Annotated in this window: 12 protein-coding genes; 7 read left to right on the top strand and 5 right to left on the bottom strand. The window is 64.5% G+C overall.

Annotated elements, in window-relative coordinates; genetic code table 11:
• The first annotated feature begins 159 nt into the window (after positions 1-159).
• From rpe to trpE, 3 genes are all read left to right on the top strand, one after another.
• The gene (gene rpe / locus BLR94_RS12890; RefSeq protein WP_084305273.1) at positions 160-834 is read left to right on the top strand and encodes a ribulose-phosphate 3-epimerase; all 675 of its coding nucleotides are present in this window, start codon (positions 160-162) and stop codon (positions 832-834) included.
• Entirely contained in the window at positions 831-1,511 is a 681-nt protein-coding gene (locus BLR94_RS12885) for a phosphoglycolate phosphatase (protein ID WP_084305271.1), read from the top strand. The genes rpe and BLR94_RS12885 overlap by 4 nt, the downstream gene beginning before the upstream one ends.
• A gap of 307 nt (positions 1,512-1,818) precedes the next feature.
• Entirely contained in the window at positions 1,819-3,297 is a 1,479-nt protein-coding gene (trpE, locus tag BLR94_RS12880) for an anthranilate synthase component I (protein WP_084305269.1), read from the top strand.
• 83 nt (positions 3,298-3,380) lie between these two features.
• On the opposite strand, the gene ntrC is transcribed toward trpE, so the two are convergent.
• From ntrC to glnA, 5 genes are all read right to left on the bottom strand, one after another.
• Positions 3,381-4,817 carry a nitrogen regulation protein NR(I) gene (gene ntrC, locus BLR94_RS12875; RefSeq protein ID WP_084305267.1) on the bottom strand — a complete coding sequence of 479 codons (1,437 nt, stop codon included), beginning with the start codon at positions 4,815-4,817 and terminating at the stop codon, positions 3,381-3,383.
• Positions 4,814-5,899, bottom strand: coding sequence for a nitrogen regulation protein NR(II) (glnL, locus tag BLR94_RS12870; RefSeq protein WP_084305265.1), 1,086 nt, complete (start codon positions 5,897-5,899; stop codon positions 4,814-4,816). The genes ntrC and glnL overlap by 4 nt, the downstream gene beginning before the upstream one ends.
• Before the next feature lie 428 nt (positions 5,900-6,327).
• Positions 6,328-6,951: a DUF4124 domain-containing protein gene (locus tag BLR94_RS12865; RefSeq protein WP_084305263.1), complete on the bottom strand. Its 624-nt coding sequence runs from the start codon at positions 6,949-6,951 to the stop codon at positions 6,328-6,330.
• Between the two features lie 5 nt (positions 6,952-6,956).
• A complete protein-coding gene (locus BLR94_RS12860) occupies positions 6,957-7,484 on the bottom strand; it encodes a DUF4124 domain-containing protein (RefSeq protein WP_084305261.1) in 528 nt (175 codons plus the stop codon).
• A gap of 169 nt (positions 7,485-7,653) precedes the next feature.
• Positions 7,654-9,060, bottom strand: coding sequence for a glutamate--ammonia ligase (gene glnA / locus BLR94_RS12855; protein WP_084305259.1), 1,407 nt, complete (start codon positions 9,058-9,060; stop codon positions 7,654-7,656).
• A 330-nt stretch (positions 9,061-9,390) separates the two neighbouring features.
• Between glnA and thiI the strand changes: the two genes are divergently transcribed.
• The 4 genes from thiI to BLR94_RS12835 all read left to right on the top strand — a co-directional run bounded on the left by thiI (position 9,391) and on the right by BLR94_RS12835 (position 17,745).
• Complete coding sequence (gene thiI, locus BLR94_RS12850) at positions 9,391-10,845, top strand: tRNA uracil 4-sulfurtransferase ThiI (protein ID WP_084305258.1); 1,455 nt, start codon at positions 9,391-9,393, stop codon at positions 10,843-10,845.
• 172 nt (positions 10,846-11,017) lie between these two features.
• A complete protein-coding gene (typA, locus tag BLR94_RS12845) occupies positions 11,018-12,838 on the top strand; it encodes a translational GTPase TypA (RefSeq protein ID WP_084305257.1) in 1,821 nt (606 codons plus the stop codon).
• Between the two features lie 294 nt (positions 12,839-13,132).
• Complete coding sequence (locus tag BLR94_RS12840; RefSeq protein ID WP_084305255.1) at positions 13,133-16,378, top strand: DUF2339 domain-containing protein; 3,246 nt, start codon at positions 13,133-13,135, stop codon at positions 16,376-16,378.
• Complete coding sequence (locus BLR94_RS12835) at positions 16,375-17,745, top strand: DUF3999 domain-containing protein (protein WP_084305253.1); 1,371 nt, start codon at positions 16,375-16,377, stop codon at positions 17,743-17,745. Before BLR94_RS12840 ends, BLR94_RS12835 begins: the two co-directional genes overlap by 4 nt.
• The last annotated feature ends 16 nt before the right edge of the window (positions 17,746-17,761 follow it).

The raw sequence follows: 17,761 nt of genomic DNA, 5'->3' as shown, positions 1-17,761 counted from the left end.
CTGCTCTGGCATGTAGCCCGGTCCGAGCGTAGCGCCACCCGGGGGCTGCGCTCAACCCAAGCTACGAGCGGTGCAGACTCCAAGCCGTGCGCCTGTCGATCAAAGGCCTGTCAGTCGTTACAATGCGCGCCACCGTGACCAAGCACTCAGAGGTGCGCCATGCAACCCTTCGCCATTGCCCCGTCGATCCTTTCCGCCGACTTCGCCCGCCTGGGCGAGGAAGTGGACAACGTGCTCGCCGCTGGCGCGGACATCGTGCACTTCGATGTCATGGACAACCACTACGTGCCCAACCTGACCATCGGCCCGATGGTCTGCTCGGCGCTGCGCAAGTATGGGATCACCGCGCCGATTGACGTGCACCTGATGGTTAGTCCGGTGGACCGCATCATTGGCGACTTCCTCGACGCCGGTGCCAGCTACGTCACCTTCCATCCCGAGGCGTCCCAGCACGTCGATCGCAGCCTGCAACTGATCAAGAGCGGCGGCGCCAAGGCTGGCCTGGTGTTCAACCCGGCGACCTCTCTGGAGGTGCTCAAGTACGTGATGGACAAGGTCGACATGATCCTGCTGATGAGCGTCAACCCCGGTTTTGGAGGCCAGGCGTTCATCCCCGGCACCCTCGACAAGCTGCGCGAGGCCCGCGCCCTGATCGACGCCAGCGGCCGTGATATCCGCCTGGAGATCGATGGTGGCGTCAGCGCCAGGAACATCCGCGAGATCGCCGAGGCCGGCGCCGACACCTTCGTCGCCGGCTCGGCGATTTTCAACCAGCCGGACTACAAGGCCGTGATCGATGCCATGCGTGCCGAACTGGCGCAGGTGCGTGGATGATCGCCCTGCGCCGGTTGTGCGGCGGCGAGTTGCCGCGCCTGGTGATGTTCGACCTGGACGGCACCCTGGTCGATTCGGTACCGGATCTGGCCACCGCCGTCGACCGTATGCTGACTGAGTTGGGTCGTCAGCAGGCTGGCGTCGAACAGGTGCGCAAGTGGGTCGGTAACGGCGTGCGCGTGCTGGTGCGCCGTGCCCTGGCCGGTGGCCTGGAGCACTCGTCGGTAGGCGAGGCCGAAACCGAGGCGGCGCTGGCGCGCTTTCTCGATATATACGCGGACTGCCACGACCTGATCACCCTGTACCCAGGCGTACACGAACTGCTCGAAGCGCTGAGCACCGCTGCCGTCGAGCTGGCCGTGGTGACCAACAAGCCGGAGCGTTTCGTCGCGCCACTGCTGGAACAGGTCGGCCTCGGCGGTTATTTCCGCTGGATCGTCGGCGGCGATACCCTGCCGCAGCAGAAGCCCGATCCGGCCGCGCTGGTGCAGGTCATGCGCCTGGCCGGGGTGAGCGCGGCGCAGTCGCTGTTCGTTGGCGACTCGCGCAACGACGTGCTCGCTGCCCGCGCTGCCAACGTGCCCTGCGTGGCGGTCAGCTACGGCTACAACCACGGTCGCCCGGTGGCCGAGGAAGAGCCGAGCCTGCTGGTCGATAACCTCGCCGAGCTGTTGTAGGGTGGATCGCGCTTTATCGATCCACCGAGGCGATCTTGCCGGTGGACGGCTGAAGCGTCGGCTACGCGCCCATGTCCACCCTACGACCGACGGCGCCAACGACATTGGGTTGCCTGAACCGAGCGGCTGCGCTACCTTGGCCGCTCGTCGTTTCCCCCTCTTCGAGATACGCCCGTGGTGGTCACCTGCAAACTCTGGATGAAGGTCATCAAGGCCCTGGCCCGCTGGCGCTGGCGCGCCTGATTTCGTCCTGCCGCCGTGCGCGGCCTGTTTGCCCCGACCGATTTCCCAAGCCACGAGGCTGATCATGATCCATGAAGAATTCCTGCGTTTGGCCGCCGAAGGCTACAACCGCATTCCGCTCGCCTGCGAAACCATCGCCGACTTCGATACGCCGCTGTCGATCTACCTGAAACTGGCCGATGCGCCCAATTCCTACCTGCTCGAATCGGTGCAGGGCGGTGAGAAATGGGGCCGCTATTCGATCATCGGCCTGCCGGCGCGCACCGTACTGCGTGTGCACGACCACAGCCTCGTGGTGAGCACCGACGGCGTCGACGTCGAGCACCACGAATGCGCCGACCCGCTGGAGTTCGTCGAGACCTTCAAGGCTCGCTACCGCGTACCGACCATTGCCGGCCTGCCGCGTTTCAACGGCGGCCTGGTCGGCTACTTCGCCTACGACAGCGTACGTTACGTGGAGCCGAAGCTGGCCGGAAGCGTCAATCCTGACACCCTGGGCACCCCGGACATCCTGCTGATGGTCTCCGACGCCGTGGTGGTGTTCGACAACCTGGCCGGCAAGATGCACGCCATCGTGCTGGTCGACCCGGCCGAGCCCGACGCCTTCGAGCGTGGCCAGGAGCAGCTGCAGGCCATCCTGCACAAACTGCGTCAGCCCTTCACGCCGCGTCTCGGCGTGGACCTGAACAAGGCGGCGGGTGAAGAGCCGTCGTTCCGCTCCAGCTTCAGCCGCGACGACTACGAACGCTCGGTCAACGCCATCAAGGATTACATCCTGGCCGGCGACTGCATGCAGGTGGTGATCTCCCAGCGCATGTCGATCCCTTTCCAGGCCGCGCCCATCGACCTCTACCGGGCACTGCGCTGCATCAACCCGACGCCCTACATGTACTTCTTCAACTTCGGTGACTTCCACGTCGTCGGCTCGTCGCCCGAAGTGCTGGTGCGCGTCGAAGACAACCTGGTCACCGTGCGCCCCATCGCCGGTACCCGCCCGCGCGGGGCCACCGAGGAGGCCGACCTGGCGCTGGAAGAAGACCTGCTGGCCGACGCCAAGGAAGTCGCCGAGCACCTGATGCTGATCGACCTGGGCCGCAACGACACCGGACGCGTCTCGGAAATCGGCTCGGTGAAGCTTACCGAGAAGATGGTCATCGAGCGTTATTCCAACGTCATGCACATCGTCTCCAATGTCACTGGCGAGCTGAAAAAGGGCCTCACCGCCATGGATGCCCTGCGCGCCATTCTGCCTGCCGGCACTCTGTCCGGCGCGCCGAAGATCCGTGCCATGGAAATCATCGACGAGCTCGAGCCGGTCAAGCGCGGTGTCTACGGTGGGGCGGTCGGTTACTACGCCTGGAACGGCAACATGGACACCGCCATCGCCATTCGCACGGCGGTGATCAAGGACGGTGAGCTGCACGTCCAGGCCGGCGCCGGCATCGTCGCCGACTCGGTGCCGGCGCTGGAGTGGGAAGAAACCCTCAACAAGCGCCGCGCCATGTTCAAGGCCGTCGCCCTGGCCGAGCAAAGCGGCTCCTGAGTGCCGTGAGGGCCCCATCCGGTCGGACGGGGCTTGTGCGCTCCAGGGGCCGTTGATCCCCTCGTCGTGGTGCAGGCGATGGCTCAGTTGTCGTCGCTGTCGTCTTCTTCGGAACCGTCGACGTTCATGCCCAGTTCCTTGATCTTGCGGGTCAGGGTATTGCGACCCCAGCCCAGCAGGATGGCCGCATCGCGGCGGCGCCCGGCGGTGTGCTTGAGGGCGGTCTCGATCATGATCCGCTCGAACGCCGGCACGGCGCTGTCGAGCAGGTTCGACTGGCCGCGGCCCAGGGCCTGATCGGCCCACTGGCGCAGCGCCTGTTCCCAGTTGCTGACCGGTGCATTGTCCTGGGGCTGGACGAGCAGTTCGGGCGGCAGGTCGCCGACGTGCACCTCACGGCCCGAAGCCATCACGGTGATCCAGCGGCAGGTGTTCTCCAACTGGCGCACGTTGCCCGGCCAGGCCAACTGCTGCAGGTAATCCTCGGTTTCGCTCTTCAACAGCTTGGGCTCGACCGCCAGCTCGGTGGCGGCACGGCTGAGGAAGTGCCGGGCCAGGGTCGGGATGTCCTCCCGGCGATCCGACAGACGCGGGATATGAATGCGGATGACGTTGAGGCGGTGGAACAGGTCTTCGCGAAACTTGCCGGCCGTCACCAGGCTTTCCAGGTTCTGGTGGGTGGCGGCGATGATACGCACGTCCACTTTCACCGGTGTGTGCCCGCCGACCCGGTAGAACTCGCCATCGGCCAGCACACGCAGCAGGCGGGTCTGGGTGTCGGCCGGCATATCGCCGATCTCGTCGAGAAACAGGGTGCCGCCATCGGCTTGCTCGAAACGTCCGCGGCGCTGGTTGGCAGCGCCGGTGAAGGCACCTTTCTCATGGCCGAACAGTTCGGACTCCATCAGGTCCTTGGGGATCGCTGCCATGTTCAGGGCGATGAACGGCGACGCTGCCCGCGGGCTATGGCGGTGCAGGGCATGGGCAACCAGCTCCTTGCCGGTGCCCGACTCGCCGTTGATCAGCACCGTGATGTTGGAGTGCGAGAGCCGACCGATGGCGCGAAACACTTCCTGCATCGCCGGCGCTTCGCCGATGATTTCCGGCGTGCGCGATTGCACCGCCGGAACGTGCAGGCCCTGCTGCTCCTGGGCGTGCTGGTTGGCACGCTTGACCAGCGACACCGCCTCGTCGACATCGAACGGCTTGGGCAGGTACTCGAAGGCACCGCCCTGGTAAGACGCCACGGCACTGTCCAGGTCAGAATGGGCAGTCATGATGATCACCGGCAGGCGCGGATGCATCTCGCGGATCCTGGCCAGCAACTCCAGGCCGCTGGAGCCGGGCATGCGGATGTCGGAGATGATCACGTCCGGCTGCTGCCGGGTCAGGCGGCCGAGCACGCCGTCGGCGCTGTCGAAGCTCTGGGTGCTCATGCCTTCCTGTTGCAAGGCCTTTTCCAGGACCCAGCGGATGGAGCGGTCGTCGTCAACGATCCATACGGTTTCACTGCGGCTCATGTCGGAGTTGCTCCTTGTTCCAGCGGCAGAAAGATCGAGAACACGGTGTGGCCAGGATGGCTCACGCATTCGATCAGGCCTTGATGCTGACTGATGATGTTCTGGGTGATCGCCAGGCCCAGGCCGGTACCGTCGGCACGCCCGCTGACCATGGGATAGAAGATGGTTTCCTGCAGTTCCGCAGCGATACCCGGACCGTTGTCGATGATCTCGATCTTGGTCACCAGGCGATGGCGCACGTAGCCGATGGTGAACTGCCGCAGGGTGCGCGTGCGCAGGGTGATGCGCCCGGGGCGTGGTTCGGGCTTGGCGCCGATCGCCTGCATGGCGTTGCGCACGATGTTGAGCACGGCCTGGATCATCTGCTCGCGGTCGATGACCAGGTCCGGGATGCTCGGGTCGTAGTCGCGCACCAGTACGATGCTGCCCTGACTCTCGGCCTCGACCAGGCTGGCGACGCGCTCCAGCACTTCATGCACATTGGTGATCGCCAGGGACGGCAGCTTGTTGGAGCCGAGCATGCGATCGACCAGGTTACGCAGGCGATCCGATTCCTCGATGATGACGTTGGTGTAATCCTTGAGGCTTTCCTCGGGCAGCTCGCGGGCCAGCAACTGGGCGGCGCCGCGAATCCCGCCGAGTGGGTTCTTGATCTCGTGGGCCAGGCCGCGCACCAGTAGTTTGGTGGTCTCCTGTTTGGAGAGCTGAGCCTCTTCCTTGGTGATGCGCAGGAGGCGATCACGGGGGTGTACCTCGAGCAGCAGCATGGTTTCGCCACGGCTGAGCACCGGCGTCACGGCGTAATCGACGGTCAGGCTCTGCCCGGTCTGGGTGGTCAGCACGGCCTCGCGCTTGTTGAACGGGTGCGCTTCGGCCACCGCCTGGCGCAGCGCGCCCAGGGCTTCGCGGGTTTCCGTGAACAGCTCGCTGATGAACTGGCCGTGGCTGCGTTGGCCGCTGACCGCCAGAAGCATTTCGGCGGCGGGGTTCATGTACTCCAGGCGCAGGTCGGCATTGAGCAGCAGCGTGGCCGTGGTCAGGTTGTCGAGCAGCAGACGATGCAGGGAGTCGTTGATCATCATGGCGCAGGGTCCGCCAGGCAGGCCGTCAGCGATCCCTGGGCGAGGCATGTCGGGACACGGCGATGCTCGTCCTCTGGCAGCGTGGCGCGGCGTGGCGTATCGCGTTGCGTGTGTGGGCCAGCCAAAAGTCGTTCCTCGTGCGGTTTGCAGCGGAAGCGCCGGCGAGCATGGCGGGCGAGGTGCACCTCGGGCCATCCGGCAGTGCGGGAGAAAATGCAAGAAGCAAACCAAAGCCCTGTAAAGACGCGCGCAAAGGCGCGATGGGCCGGATTTGGCAACTTTTCGGCGCAACGATGAAAATCGCCGCGTCCCAATTTGGGACGAGTATAGAAATCGGTGCGCGAGAGTGCACTTTATTGGTGCGAATTGGTGGCGGCGGTTACGAGCGATGTCGGCCGCGTGTGCCGCGGCGCTATCGGGCCGGAGGCTTACAGGAAGGGCAGGATGCTGATGATGCCGTTGTCGTCCTCTTTCGGCTTGTCCTCGAGCGGGCACTCGGGACGCACCCCGTAATCGGTTTTCTTGCAGGGGCGAACCTTGCGCTTCTGGGCCAGGGAAACACGCTTCATGTGGAAGGGCTGGGCGGGCGTGCGCTCGACGATGATACCGCCCTCGGTGATGATTTCCACGGCGATCTGGTGCGTGCCGCGGTCGACGTTTTCCAGCCGGAACACCGGGCTGCGACCGGCGCTGCCGACCGGCTGGCCGTCGAGCAGCAGGCGGTAGCTGTGGCCTGGATGCAGGGCCGGGTCGCTGTCGACCGTGACGATCAGGTTACCGGCGTTATCGTTGATGGTCGCATCCGGTTGCGGGATGGTGATTCTCAGCAGCTCGTAGCCGAGTATCGGCATGCTCGGCGCAGGCGTTGCGGGTTCGACGGTGCGTGCCTGGGGCGGCTCGATGCGGTTGGAGGGCGCCATCTGTATCTGCTTGGCATTGGCGTCCCGCGGTCGGTCGGTGAACACCCGATTACCTTCGGCGTCCACGTAGGTATAGACCTGGGCAACGCCTGGCACGGCGACCAGCAGAAGACCGAAAAGCAGCGCACGCATCCTGTTCACTTGCCTCGGGCCGGGCTGTTGGTGCTGACACGTTGCACCGTGAAGGTGCGTGTCTCGCTTTGCTGGATGACCTGCTCGCCCTGCATGACGGCCACCGCCAGGCTGTGCTCGCCGCGGTCGACCTGGTTCAGTTGCAGGCGCGGCGCGTTGCTGGGCGAGCCGTAGGGCTTGCCGTCCAGGATCAGGCGCAGGCTATGGCCCGGGCCCAGGCGGGGCTCGATGCTGACGCCCACCGAGAAGGTGCCGTTGTTGGCCCGTAGCGCTTCGTCACTGGGCAGGTCGCGCAGCTCCAGTATCTGATAAGGATGCTGAGGCATCTCGCTCAGTCGGGGCGTGGCAGGCTGCGCAGGCGCGGCCGCCGACTCCGTGGTATTGATCGGCTTCAGCTCGACACTCTCGGCCTTGCTGCCCTCGGGGGGCTGGTTGGTGAACACCGTGTTGCCGTTGGCATCGGTGTACTTGTAGATCTGCGCGCTGACCGGCAGGGCCAGTATCAGCAACAGGCAAGCGAGCGTGCGGCGCATGGGGCCGGTCTCCGGTCAGGATGATGTCGATAGCCTTGCACCGCGGCGGCATACTGGCAAGCGCGCTGCACCAGGGATTTGCGTTCGTTCGTGAAACGACAGCCATAAAAAAACCTCCCCGGCAGCACCGGGGAGGTTTCGTCACGCTGTCAGGTGCAGCGAGGCTGGCTTAGACGCTGTAGTACAGATCGTATTCCAGCGGGTGCACGAAGGTGCGTACCTTGATTTCTTCTTCCGATTTCAGCTCGATGTAGGCATCGATGAAGTCGTCGGAGAATACCCCGCCCTTGGTCAGGAATGCGCGGCCCTTGTCCAGCTCTTCGAGGGCTTCTTTCAGGCTGCCGCACACCTGCGGGATCAGCTTGCCTTCTTCCGGCGGCAGGTCGTACAGGTTCTTGTCCGCAGCGTCGCCAGGGTGGATCTTGTTCTGGATACCGTCGAGGCCGGCCATCAGCAGCGCGGCGAAGGCCAGGTACGGGTTGGCGGCCGGATCCGGGAAGCGCGCTTCGATGCGGCGGGCTTTCGGGCTGGAAACGTACGGGATACGGATCGAGGCGGAGCGGTTGCGAGCCGAGTAGGCCAGCATGACCGGTGCTTCGAAGCCCGGAACCAGACGCTTGTAGGAGTTGGTCGACGGGTTGGTGAAGCCGTTCAGCGCCTTGCCGTGCTTGATGATGCCGCCGATGAAGTACAGCGCGGTCTCGGACAGGCCGGCATAGCCTTCGCCGGCGAAGGTGTTCTTGCCGTCCTTGGAAACCGAGATGTGCACGTGCATGCCCGAGCCGTTATCGCCGTACAGCGGCTTCGGCATGAAGGTGGCGGTCTTGCCGTAGGCGTCGGCCACGTTGTGCACGCAGTACTTCAGGGTCTGGGTTTCGTCGGCCTTGGCCACCAGGGTGTTGAACTTGACGCCGATTTCGTTCTGGCCGGCAGTCGCCACTTCATGGTGGTGAACTTCGACGGTAAGGCCCATTTCTTCCAGGGCATTACACATGGCGGTGCGGATTTCGTGGTCGTGGTCGCACGGCGGAACCGGGAAGTAACCGCCTTTGACGGCTGGGCGATGGCCCTTGTTGCCGCCTTCGACGTCCTGGTCGGTCATCCAGGAGCCTTGTTCGGAGTAGATCTTGAACATCGAACCGGAGATATCGGATTTGAACTTCACTTCGTCGAAGATGAAGAACTCGGGCTCAGGGCCGACGAATACGGTGTCGCCGATCCCGGTGCTCTTCAGGTATTCCTCGGCACGGCGGGCGATGGAGCGCGGGTCGCGGTCGTAGCCCTGCATGGTGCTCGGTTCGATGATGTCGCAGACCAGGATCAGGGTCGGCTCTTCGGTGAACGGGTCGAGAACGGCAGTGCTGTCGTCCGGCAGGAGGATCATGTCGGAGGCTTCGATGCCTTTCCAGCCGTGGATGGAGGAGCCATCGAACATCTTGCCGACTTCGAAGAATTCGTCGTCCAGGGCATCACGGGCCGGCATGGTCACGTGGTGCTGCTTGCCCTTGGTGTCGGTGAAGCGCAGGTCGACCCACTTCACGTCGTGTTCTTTGATCAGTTGAACAGCCTTAGACATGTTGTCCTCCAGGTGGATAGGGTCTTCGATGACCCTTCTTTTGAGTTCGTGACGCCGGGCAAGATGGTCTGCCAGGACACCCTGCCTCACAAGGGAGCAATTTGCATGCCAGTGCCCCGTGATGGTGTCATGCCCTGAAAACCAGTGCTGGCGCGGATATGAGTAGGGTGAGAGGTGCTGTCTTGGCGCTTTATTGGTGCGAATATTTGTCGGCATGCTCTTTATTGGTGCGAAATAGGATTATCTGAGTATTTTTGATCAAAGCTTGAGCAATTTCCGCTATAATCCGCGCCCCAGTTTTTCAGGCCCTGGCGCCCGACATTTGCTCCCATGAAACTGATCGTCAAAGTCTTCCCGGAAATCACCATCAAGAGCCCGCCGGTTCGCAAGAACTTCATCCGGCAGTTGGCCAAGAACATCCGTGCAGTCACGCGTGATCTCGATGCGCAGCTGCAGGTGACCGGTGTCTGGGACAATCTGGAGGTGAAGACCGAGGTCACCGACGCCAGGTGCCAGCAGGAGATCATCGAGCGCCTCAGCTGTGTGCCGGGCATCGTTCATTTCCTGCAGATCGACGAATACCCGCTGGGTGATTTCGACGACATCGTCGAGAAGTGCAAGCGTCATTATGCGGATCTGCTGCCCGGCAGAATCTTCTCGGTGCGCTGCAAGCGTGGAGGCCGGCATCCGTATTCCTCCGTCGATGTCGAGCGCCATGTCGGCAGCCAGTTGCGCCAGCAATGCGGCGCCGCCGGTATCGACCTGAAGAACCCCGAGATCGAAGTGCGCATCGAGATTCGCGACCAGCGCCTGTTCGTCATCCACCATCAGCATCCGGGCATGGGCGGCTATCCGCTGGGCTCGCTGGAGCAGACGCTGGTGCTGATGTCCGGTGGCTTCGACTCCACCGTCGCCGCCTACCAGATCATGCGTCGCGGCCTGATGACCCACTTCTGCTTCTTCAACCTCGGCGGCCGTGCCCACGAGCTGGGGGTGATGGAAGTCGCCCACTACCTGTGGCAGAAATATGGCCGCTCGCAGCGCGTGCTGTTCATCAGCGTGCCATTCGAGGACGTGCTCGCCGAGATTCTCGGCAAGGTCGACAACAGCTACATGGGCGTGACCCTCAAGCGTATGATGCTGCGCGTCGCCAGTCGTCTGGCCGAGCGCCTGCAGATCGACGCGCTGGTCACCGGCGAGGCGATCAGCCAGGTCTCCAGCCAGACCCTGCCGAACCTCTCGGTAATCGATTCGGTCACCGAAAAGCTGGTGCTGCGTCCGCTGATCGCCAGCCACAAGCAGGACATCATCGACACCGCCGAAGCCATCGGCACCGCCGAGTTCGCCCGCCACATGCCGGAGTATTGCGGGGTCATCTCGGTGAACCCGACCACCAAGGCCAAGCCGCATCGCGTCGTCCACGAAGAGCAGCAGTTCGACATGGCGGTGCTCGAGCGCGCGCTGGAGCGGGCACGCCTGCTGCCGATAGACCGGGTGATCGAAGAACTGGGCCAGGACATTCGGGTCGAGGAGCTGGCCGAGGCGCTGCCCAGCCATGTGGTCATCGACATCCGTCATCCCGATCGGGTCGAGGATCAGCCGCTGCAATTGGCCGGCGTCGACGTGCAGGCCATGCCGTTCTACGCATTGAACAACCGTTTCAAGGAGCTGGATGCTAGCCGCCAGTACCTCCTTTACTGCGACAAGGGCGTGATGAGCCGCTTGCATGCTCATCACCTGCTGAACGAGGGGCATGCCAATGTGCGCGTTTATCGTCCGGCATAAAACGCCTGGTCTGAATGGCGGCAGTATCCGCCACCGACCTCCCGACCCGATCCGCGGCGGCCATGTCGCCACACCGCGTTAACGAACTGCCTTTATCCTTATCCCGATTTTTCGCGTTGGGCCGCTGAATGCAACTGCTGGGTAGCCCGACCCAACCTACGAGACCACTACTGTGATCGAGAATCTACGCAACATCGCCATCATCGCCCACGTTGACCATGGCAAGACCACCCTGGTTGACGCCCTGCTGCGTCAGTCCGGCACCCTGGAGCGCAGCGAGCTCAACGACGAGCGCGTGATGGACAGCAACGACCAGGAAAAAGAGCGCGGCATTACCATTCTGGCCAAGAACACCGCCATCAAGTGGAACAACTACCGCATCAATATCGTCGACACCCCCGGCCACGCCGACTTCGGCGGTGAAGTAGAGCGCGTGATGTCGATGGTCGACTCCGTACTGCTGGTCGTTGACGCCCAGGACGGCCCGATGCCGCAAACCCGCTTCGTGACCAAGAAGGCCTTCGAAGCCGGCCTGCGTCCGATCGTGGTGATCAACAAGATCGACCGTCCGGGCGCGCGTCCGGATTGGGTCATGGACCAGATCTTCGACCTGTTCGACAACCTCGGTGCCACCGAAGAACAGCTGGACTTCCAAGTCGTCTACGCCTCGGCCCTGAACGGCATCGCCGGTCTGGATCACACCGACATGGCTGAAGACCTGACCCCGCTGTACCAGGCCATCGTCGACCACGTTCCAGCGCCGAAGGTCGACGTCGACGGCCCGTTCCAGATGCAGATCTCTGCACTGGACTACAACAGCTTCCTGGGCATCATCGGTGTCGGCCGTATCGCCCGTGGTCGCGTCAAGCCGAACACCCCGGTGACCGCCATCGACGTCAACGGCAAGAAGCGTAACGGCCGTATCCTCAAGCTGATGGGCCACCACGGTCTGCACCGTGTGGACGTCGAAGAAGCCACTGCCGGCGATATCGTCTGCGTCAGCGGCATGGACGAGCTGTTCATCTCCGACACCCTGTGCGACCAGAACAACGTCGAAGCGATGACCCCGCTGACCGTTGACGAGCCGACCGTATCCATGACCTTCCAGGTCAACGATTCGCCGTTCTGCGGCAAGGAAGGCAAGTTCGTCACCAGCCGTAACATCAAGGAGCGTCTGGACAAGGAGCTGCTGTACAACGTGGCCCTGCGCGTCGAGGAAGGCGACTCGGCCGACAAGTTCAAGGTCTCCGGCCGTGGTGAGCTGCACCTGTCGGTACTGATCGAGAACATGCGCCGCGAAGGCTTCGAAATGGGCGTTGGTCGTCCGGAAGTGATCATCCGTGAAGTCGACGGTGCCAAGCACGAGCCGTACGAAAACGTCACCATCGACATCCCGGAAGAATCCCAGGGCAAGGTCATGGAAGAAATGGGTCTGCGTAAAGGCGACCTGAGCAACATGGTGCCGGACGGCAAAGGTCGCGTACGCCTGGAATACAACATCCCGGCCCGTGGTCTGATCGGCTTCCGTAACGCTTTCCTGACCCTGACCAACGGTGCAGGCATCCTGACCTCGATCTTCGATCGTTACGACGTGATGAAGTCAGGCCACATGTCCGGCCGTCAGAATGGCGTACTGGTGTCGATCGATACCGGCAAGGCGCTGACCTACTCCCTGGAAACCCTGCAGGCGCGCGGCAAGCTGTTCGTCGAGCACGGCCAGGAAATCTACAACGGTCAGATCATCGGTCTGAACAGCCGCGACAACGACCTGGGCGTCAACCCGACCAAGGGCAAGAAGCTCGACAACATGCGTGCTTCGGGTAAAGACGAAACCATCGCGCTGGTTCCGCCGGTCCGCTTCACCCTGGAACAGGCTCTGGAATTCATCCAGGACGATGAATTGTGCGAAGTGACGCCGAAGTCGATCCGTCTGCGCAAGAAGATCCTCGACGAAGGCGAGCGTACCCGCGCTGCCAAGAAAGCCAAGAACTGATCCGCTTCTAGCTGATTGAAGAGCCCCCGCCGGCGAGAGCCTGCGGGGGCTTTTTTGTGGGCGGTAATCGCTCTGACAACGGCAAGCGCACCCGGAAATCTTGCCCGCTGCCATGACAAGTCACCTTTCTCGTTGTCAGTATCGGTGCGAAAGAATTGCCGGGTTTTGCCGTTCCATTGCCGTCGTCCACAATTGTGAGCGACGCCATCATCTGAACGTGTGAAGCCCATATACTGCCGGTTCCGCCAGGCCCGCGCCCGGCATGGATGGTTTTCTCTTCAAGGATGCGAGTGCATGCAGTGGATTTTCATGCTGGTCGGGCTGGTGCTCGGGGCGCTGTTGCTGGGCGCGACCAATGGCGAGGCGATGGCCGGGGCGGCGCTGGGTGCCCTGCTCGGGCTGGCGGCAGGGCAGGCGCTCGCGCTGCATGCCCTGCAGGCGCAGCATGAGGCGCTGCGCAAGTCCCTGGCGCAACTGATTGCCCGCTTCAACCAGGGTACCGGCGACCTGCACGAGCGTCTGCTGCGCCTCGAGCAGGACGCTGCGCAGCCGCGCAGCGAAGTGCTGCCCGAGCAGGACGACGTGCGGCCGGTTCAGGCCCCTGTGCAATCGGCCGCGACGGCCCCGGTCGAACCAACCGGCGCGCGTAAGTGGGAACTCGAACTGGTACTGCCTGCTGTCACGCCAACTGCACAGCCGAGCCCCGGGCCAGCCGTGGAGCCAGCTGCTACGACGCCCCCGCCAGCCGCGGCGCGGGTTACCGAGCTGCCAGCGCCGACCTGGCTCGAGCGTGGCATCGCTGCGGCGCGGGACTGGCTGCTCGGCGGCAACACCGTCTTGCGCGTGGGCCTTGTGCTGCTGTTCCTGGGCCTGGCCTTCCTGCTGCGCTACGCCTCCGAGCGGGTGGTGGTGGCCATCGAGTTGCGCTACGCCGGCGTGGCGCTGGCGGCGATCGCCCTGCTGGCGCTGGGCTGGTGGTTGCGCCAGCGGCGCCCGGCCTATGCCTTGCTGATGCAGGGTGGCGGCATCGCCGTGTTGTACCTGACGGTGTTCGCGGCCATGCGTCTGCATCCTCTGCTTTCCCCGCAGGTGGCGATGCTGCTGCTGGTGGTGGTGACCCTCTGCTCGGCCGTGCTGGCCATCCTGCAGGACGCCCGTGGCCTGGCCGCGGCGGCGGCGCTGGGTGGTTTCGCCGCACCGATCCTGGCCTCCAGTGGTGGTGGTAGTCACGTCGCCCTGTTCAGCTATTTCGCCTTGCTCAACGCGGGGATCTTCGCCATCGCCTGGTTCAAGGCCTGGCGCGAGCTCAATCTGATCGGTTTCGTCGGCACCTTCGGCATCGGCCTGGCCTGGGGCCTGCGCTCCTACACCGCGGACCTGTGGCTCAGCACCCAGGCGTTCCTGCTGCTGTTCTTCCTGATGTACGTCGCCATCGGTCTGCTGTTCGCCCGGAGGCGCCTGCTCGAGGCACCGACCGCGCCGGAAAACGACTCCCGCGAGGCCCTGCTCAAGTGGTCGGCGCGCCAGGCCGGTTACGTCGATGGCAGTGTGCTGTTCGGCACGCCACTGGTGGGCTTCGGCCTGCAATACGCGGTGGTTCAGCACCTGCCTTTCGGGCCGGCGTTCAGTGCTCTGGCCATGGGCCTGTTGTACATGCTGCTGGCCCGCCTACTGGTTGCGCGTGCGCCAGGGCGTGCGGTACTGCTGATGGAGACCTGCCTGGCGCTGGGGGTGATTTTCGCCACCCTGGCCATCCCATTGGGCCTGGATGCGCGCTGGACTTCCGCGGCCTGGGCGGTGGAGGGCGCAGGCCTGTACTGGCTGGCGCTGCGTCAGCAACGGCTGTTCGCGCGTCTGTTCGCCCTGCTGCTGCAGGCGGGCGCGGCCCTGGCCTACCTGTGGAGCGTGCGCCCCGGCGATGAGACCGTCCTCGAGGGGTCAGCGCTCGGCGCGTTGATGCTCGGTGCGGCACTGCTGTTCAGTTTCCTGCAGGTGCGTGCTGCGGGAAACCGGGTGGCGGATCGCGAGCGCCAGCTGCAACCCGTGCTGGCCTGTGTTGGTCTGGCATTTCTCTACCTGATGGCTCCTCTGTGCTTCGGCCCCTATGGCACTGCCGCCGCCTGGGCCGTGGCGGGCGTGGTGACGCTGCTGGCCGGCTTGCATCTAGGCGCGCGCAGTATGCTGATCAGCGCCTTCGTCGTGCAGGTGCTTGGTGGGATGATCTACCTGACCTTCAGCGACGGCCTCGATCAGAGCGTGGTCGCCGAGGCCCTGCGGCCGCTGGCCCATATGACGTTCTGGGCGCCGGCGCTGCTGGCCATGGCGGGCCTGTTCTGCGCCTGGCGCCTGTACCTCGCGGGGCGCGTGACCCGCTCCGACCTGCTGCCGCTGGATGTGCAGGAGCTGTCGCACGTGGCGCTGTTCTGGTGCGCGGCCTGGTGGTTAATGGCGGCGCTGAGCGAAATTTCCCGCTTCGTGCCGGACCACCTGGAGGGGCATGCATTCCTGCTGGTTGCCGTACTCAGCCTGGCCGCTACCACCTTGTTCGCCCTGCGTCAGCGCTGGCCGGCACTGGCGGTGTTCAGCCTCGCGCTGGTGCCGTTGGGGTTCGGCGTCGTGCTGCTCACCTGGCACCTGAGCTATCAGCCATTGGCAGCGCTCGGCTGGCTCGCCTGGCCAGCGTTGTTCGCCCTGCATGTCCTGATGCTGCGCCGCCTTCAGGGGCTGGTGCCGGAGGCGTTGATCCGCATCGGCCACGTGCTCGGTTGCTGGCTGCTGCTGGGCGTACCGGCGCTGCAGCTGCGCTTCCTGTTCCTCGCCCTGGCCGAACACTACAACGCCTGGCGCTGGCTGGGCTGGGTACTGGTGCCGTGTGCCTTCCTGATGCTGATGAGCCTGCGCCGCCCACTGCCCTGGCCCGTAGCGTCTTATCCACAGGAGTACCGCAGCTATGCGGCCATACCGGTGGCAGTCCTTCTGCTGGGCTGGTTCTGGCTGGTCAATCTGCTCAGTGACGGTTCTGCGGAACCGCTGCCCTACGTGCCGCTGGTCAACCCCCTGGAACTGGGCATGCTGTTCGTGCTCTTCGCCGTGCAGCGTTGGGCCCGGGACGGGTTGTCCGCGTTGCCTGTCGAGCCGAGGCAGAGGCAACTGGCAGCCCAGGCGGTGATCGGCGCCTCGTTGTTCGCCCTGTTGACCATGATGGTCTGTCGTAGCGCATTCCATTGGGGGCAGGTGCCGTTCCAGCTGGATGCCTTGATCGATTCGCGCCTGGTGCAGGCCGGCCTGTCCATCGTCTGGACACTGATCGCCCTGAGCCTGACCATCGTCGGGCACCTGCGCGCTCGTCGTGATCTGTGGATGACGGGCGCGGCGCTGATCGCGGTGGTGGTCGTGAAGCTGTTCTTCGTCGACCTGGGCAACAGCGGCAGCCTGGAACGGATCATTTCCTTCATCGGTGTCGGCGTGCTGTTGCTGGTGGTGGGCTATTTCGCCCCGCTGCCCCCCCGACAAGGGCGTGAAACGCAGGTGCCGGCATGAGCCTGCGTGTGGCGGCGGCGCTGCTCATGTTGGGTGTGGCCGTTTCTGCAGCGGCAGCCGAGGTCGGTGAAAGCCCGGGCGACTATGCGCTGAGCGTGCCACTGACGCTGCGTGGCGAGGGGCCCTGGTACCGAGTGCAATTGCCGATGGCGGCTCATCTCGCCGCCAGGTATGCCGACTTTCGCGATCTGCGTGTATTCAACGGCGCAGGCGAACGCCTGGCCTACAGCCTGATTCCCGGTGCAGAGCGCTTCGCCGAGAGCCAGCAACGGGCCGATCTGCGTCTGTTTCCGCTGCGTGGCCCGACGGGCCGCCGCGACGCCTCGCCGAGCGTGCGGATACAGCGCGGTAACGACGGCTCGATCATCGAGCTGAGTGCCGCCGCCGAGCCCACCGCCGCTGCCGATGTACTGCGAGGCTGGCTGCTGGACGTCAGTGCCACTGATTTCCCCCTGCAGCGCCTGCATCTGCAGTGGCGTGCCGAGAGCGAAGGCTTCCAGCGCTTCAGCATCGAGGCCAGCGATGACCTGGACCATTGGCGGCCACTGGGCGAGGGGCAGATCGCTCGGTTGAGTTTCAATGGCCAGCGCATCGACAAGAGCGACGTGGAATTGCCGTCCACCCGGGCGCGTTACCTGCGCCTGCTGTGGCTGGCGCCCGAGCAGGCGGTCAGCCTGAGTGCTGCCAGCGTCAGCGGCACGCGCAGCAGCGCCGAGCCTGCGGCGCTGATCTGGTCGGCGGCGCTGAAAGGCCAGGCGAGCGAGCAGGGCATTACCTGGACATTGCCGCTGGCCTTGCCCCTCGAGCGGCTGCGCATCGAGGTCGAGCAGGCCAACAGCCTGGCTCCGGTGTTGCTGCAGGGGCGCCGGGACGGTACTGCGCCCTGGACGCCCCTGGCCAGTTCGGTGCTTTATCGCCTGCCGGTCGATGGGCAAGAGGTGGTGCAGGATCAGATCGAGCTGGCGCAATCGCCCGTCGCTCAGTTGCGTCTGCAGGTCGATAGCCGCGGTGGCGGCCTGGGGCAGGGGGAGCCGCGCCTGAGCGTGGCCCTGCGCGCGACCGAGCTGCTGTTTCTGGTCCGCGGCGACCCGCCCTATCGGCTGGCCCTCGGCCGCGCAGGTGCGTCTGCCGGCAGCCTGCCAGTGACGACCCTGGTGCCGGGTTTTACCGCGTCGCGGTTGCAGCGCATGGGCCAGGCCACCATCAGTGGCGGGATCCCTGAGGTCGAGGTGTCGCCGGTGGTGGTTACCCATAAGCCGGGGACAGACTGGACGCGCATCGGCCTGTGGGCCGTGTTGCTGGCCGGGGTCGGTGTGCTGGCGCTGATGGCGCTCAGCCTGTTGCGTGCCTCCAGGGGGCGTTCCTGACCAGGCGCCCGTGGCC

This window comes from Phytopseudomonas flavescens, assembly GCF_900100535.1.
GTDB lineage: Bacteria > Pseudomonadota > Gammaproteobacteria > Pseudomonadales > Pseudomonadaceae > Aquipseudomonas > Aquipseudomonas flavescens.
Note: the sequence above shows the minus strand (reverse complement) of the source record. Positions and strands in the feature narration are given on the sequence as shown.

Bases quoted from the DNA above. Each gene is read 5' to 3' on its own strand.
- BLR94_RS12865 (WP_084305263.1), bottom strand. From the start codon at position 6,951: ATGCGTGCGCTGCTTTTCGGTCTTCTGCTGGTCGCCGTGCCAGGCGTT.
- BLR94_RS12885 (WP_084305271.1), top strand. From the start codon at position 831: ATGATCGCCCTGCGCCGGTTGTGCGGCGGCGAGTTGCCGCGCCTGGTG.
- trpE (WP_084305269.1), top strand. From the start codon at position 1,819: ATGATCCATGAAGAATTCCTGCGTTTGGCCGCCGAAGGCTACAACCGC.
- rpe (WP_084305273.1), top strand. From the start codon at position 160: ATGCAACCCTTCGCCATTGCCCCGTCGATCCTTTCCGCCGACTTCGCC.
- ntrC (WP_084305267.1), bottom strand. From the start codon at position 4,817: ATGAGCCGCAGTGAAACCGTATGGATCGTTGACGACGACCGCTCCATC.
- glnL (WP_084305265.1), bottom strand. From the start codon at position 5,899: ATGATGATCAACGACTCCCTGCATCGTCTGCTGCTCGACAACCTGACC.
- thiI (WP_084305258.1), top strand. From the start codon at position 9,391: ATGAAACTGATCGTCAAAGTCTTCCCGGAAATCACCATCAAGAGCCCG.
- BLR94_RS12840 (WP_084305255.1), top strand. From the start codon at position 13,133: ATGCAGTGGATTTTCATGCTGGTCGGGCTGGTGCTCGGGGCGCTGTTG.
- BLR94_RS12860 (WP_084305261.1), bottom strand. From the start codon at position 7,484: ATGCGCCGCACGCTCGCTTGCCTGTTGCTGATACTGGCCCTGCCGGTC.
- BLR94_RS12835 (WP_084305253.1), top strand. From the start codon at position 16,375: ATGAGCCTGCGTGTGGCGGCGGCGCTGCTCATGTTGGGTGTGGCCGTT.
- glnA (WP_084305259.1), bottom strand. From the start codon at position 9,060: ATGTCTAAGGCTGTTCAACTGATCAAAGAACACGACGTGAAGTGGGTC.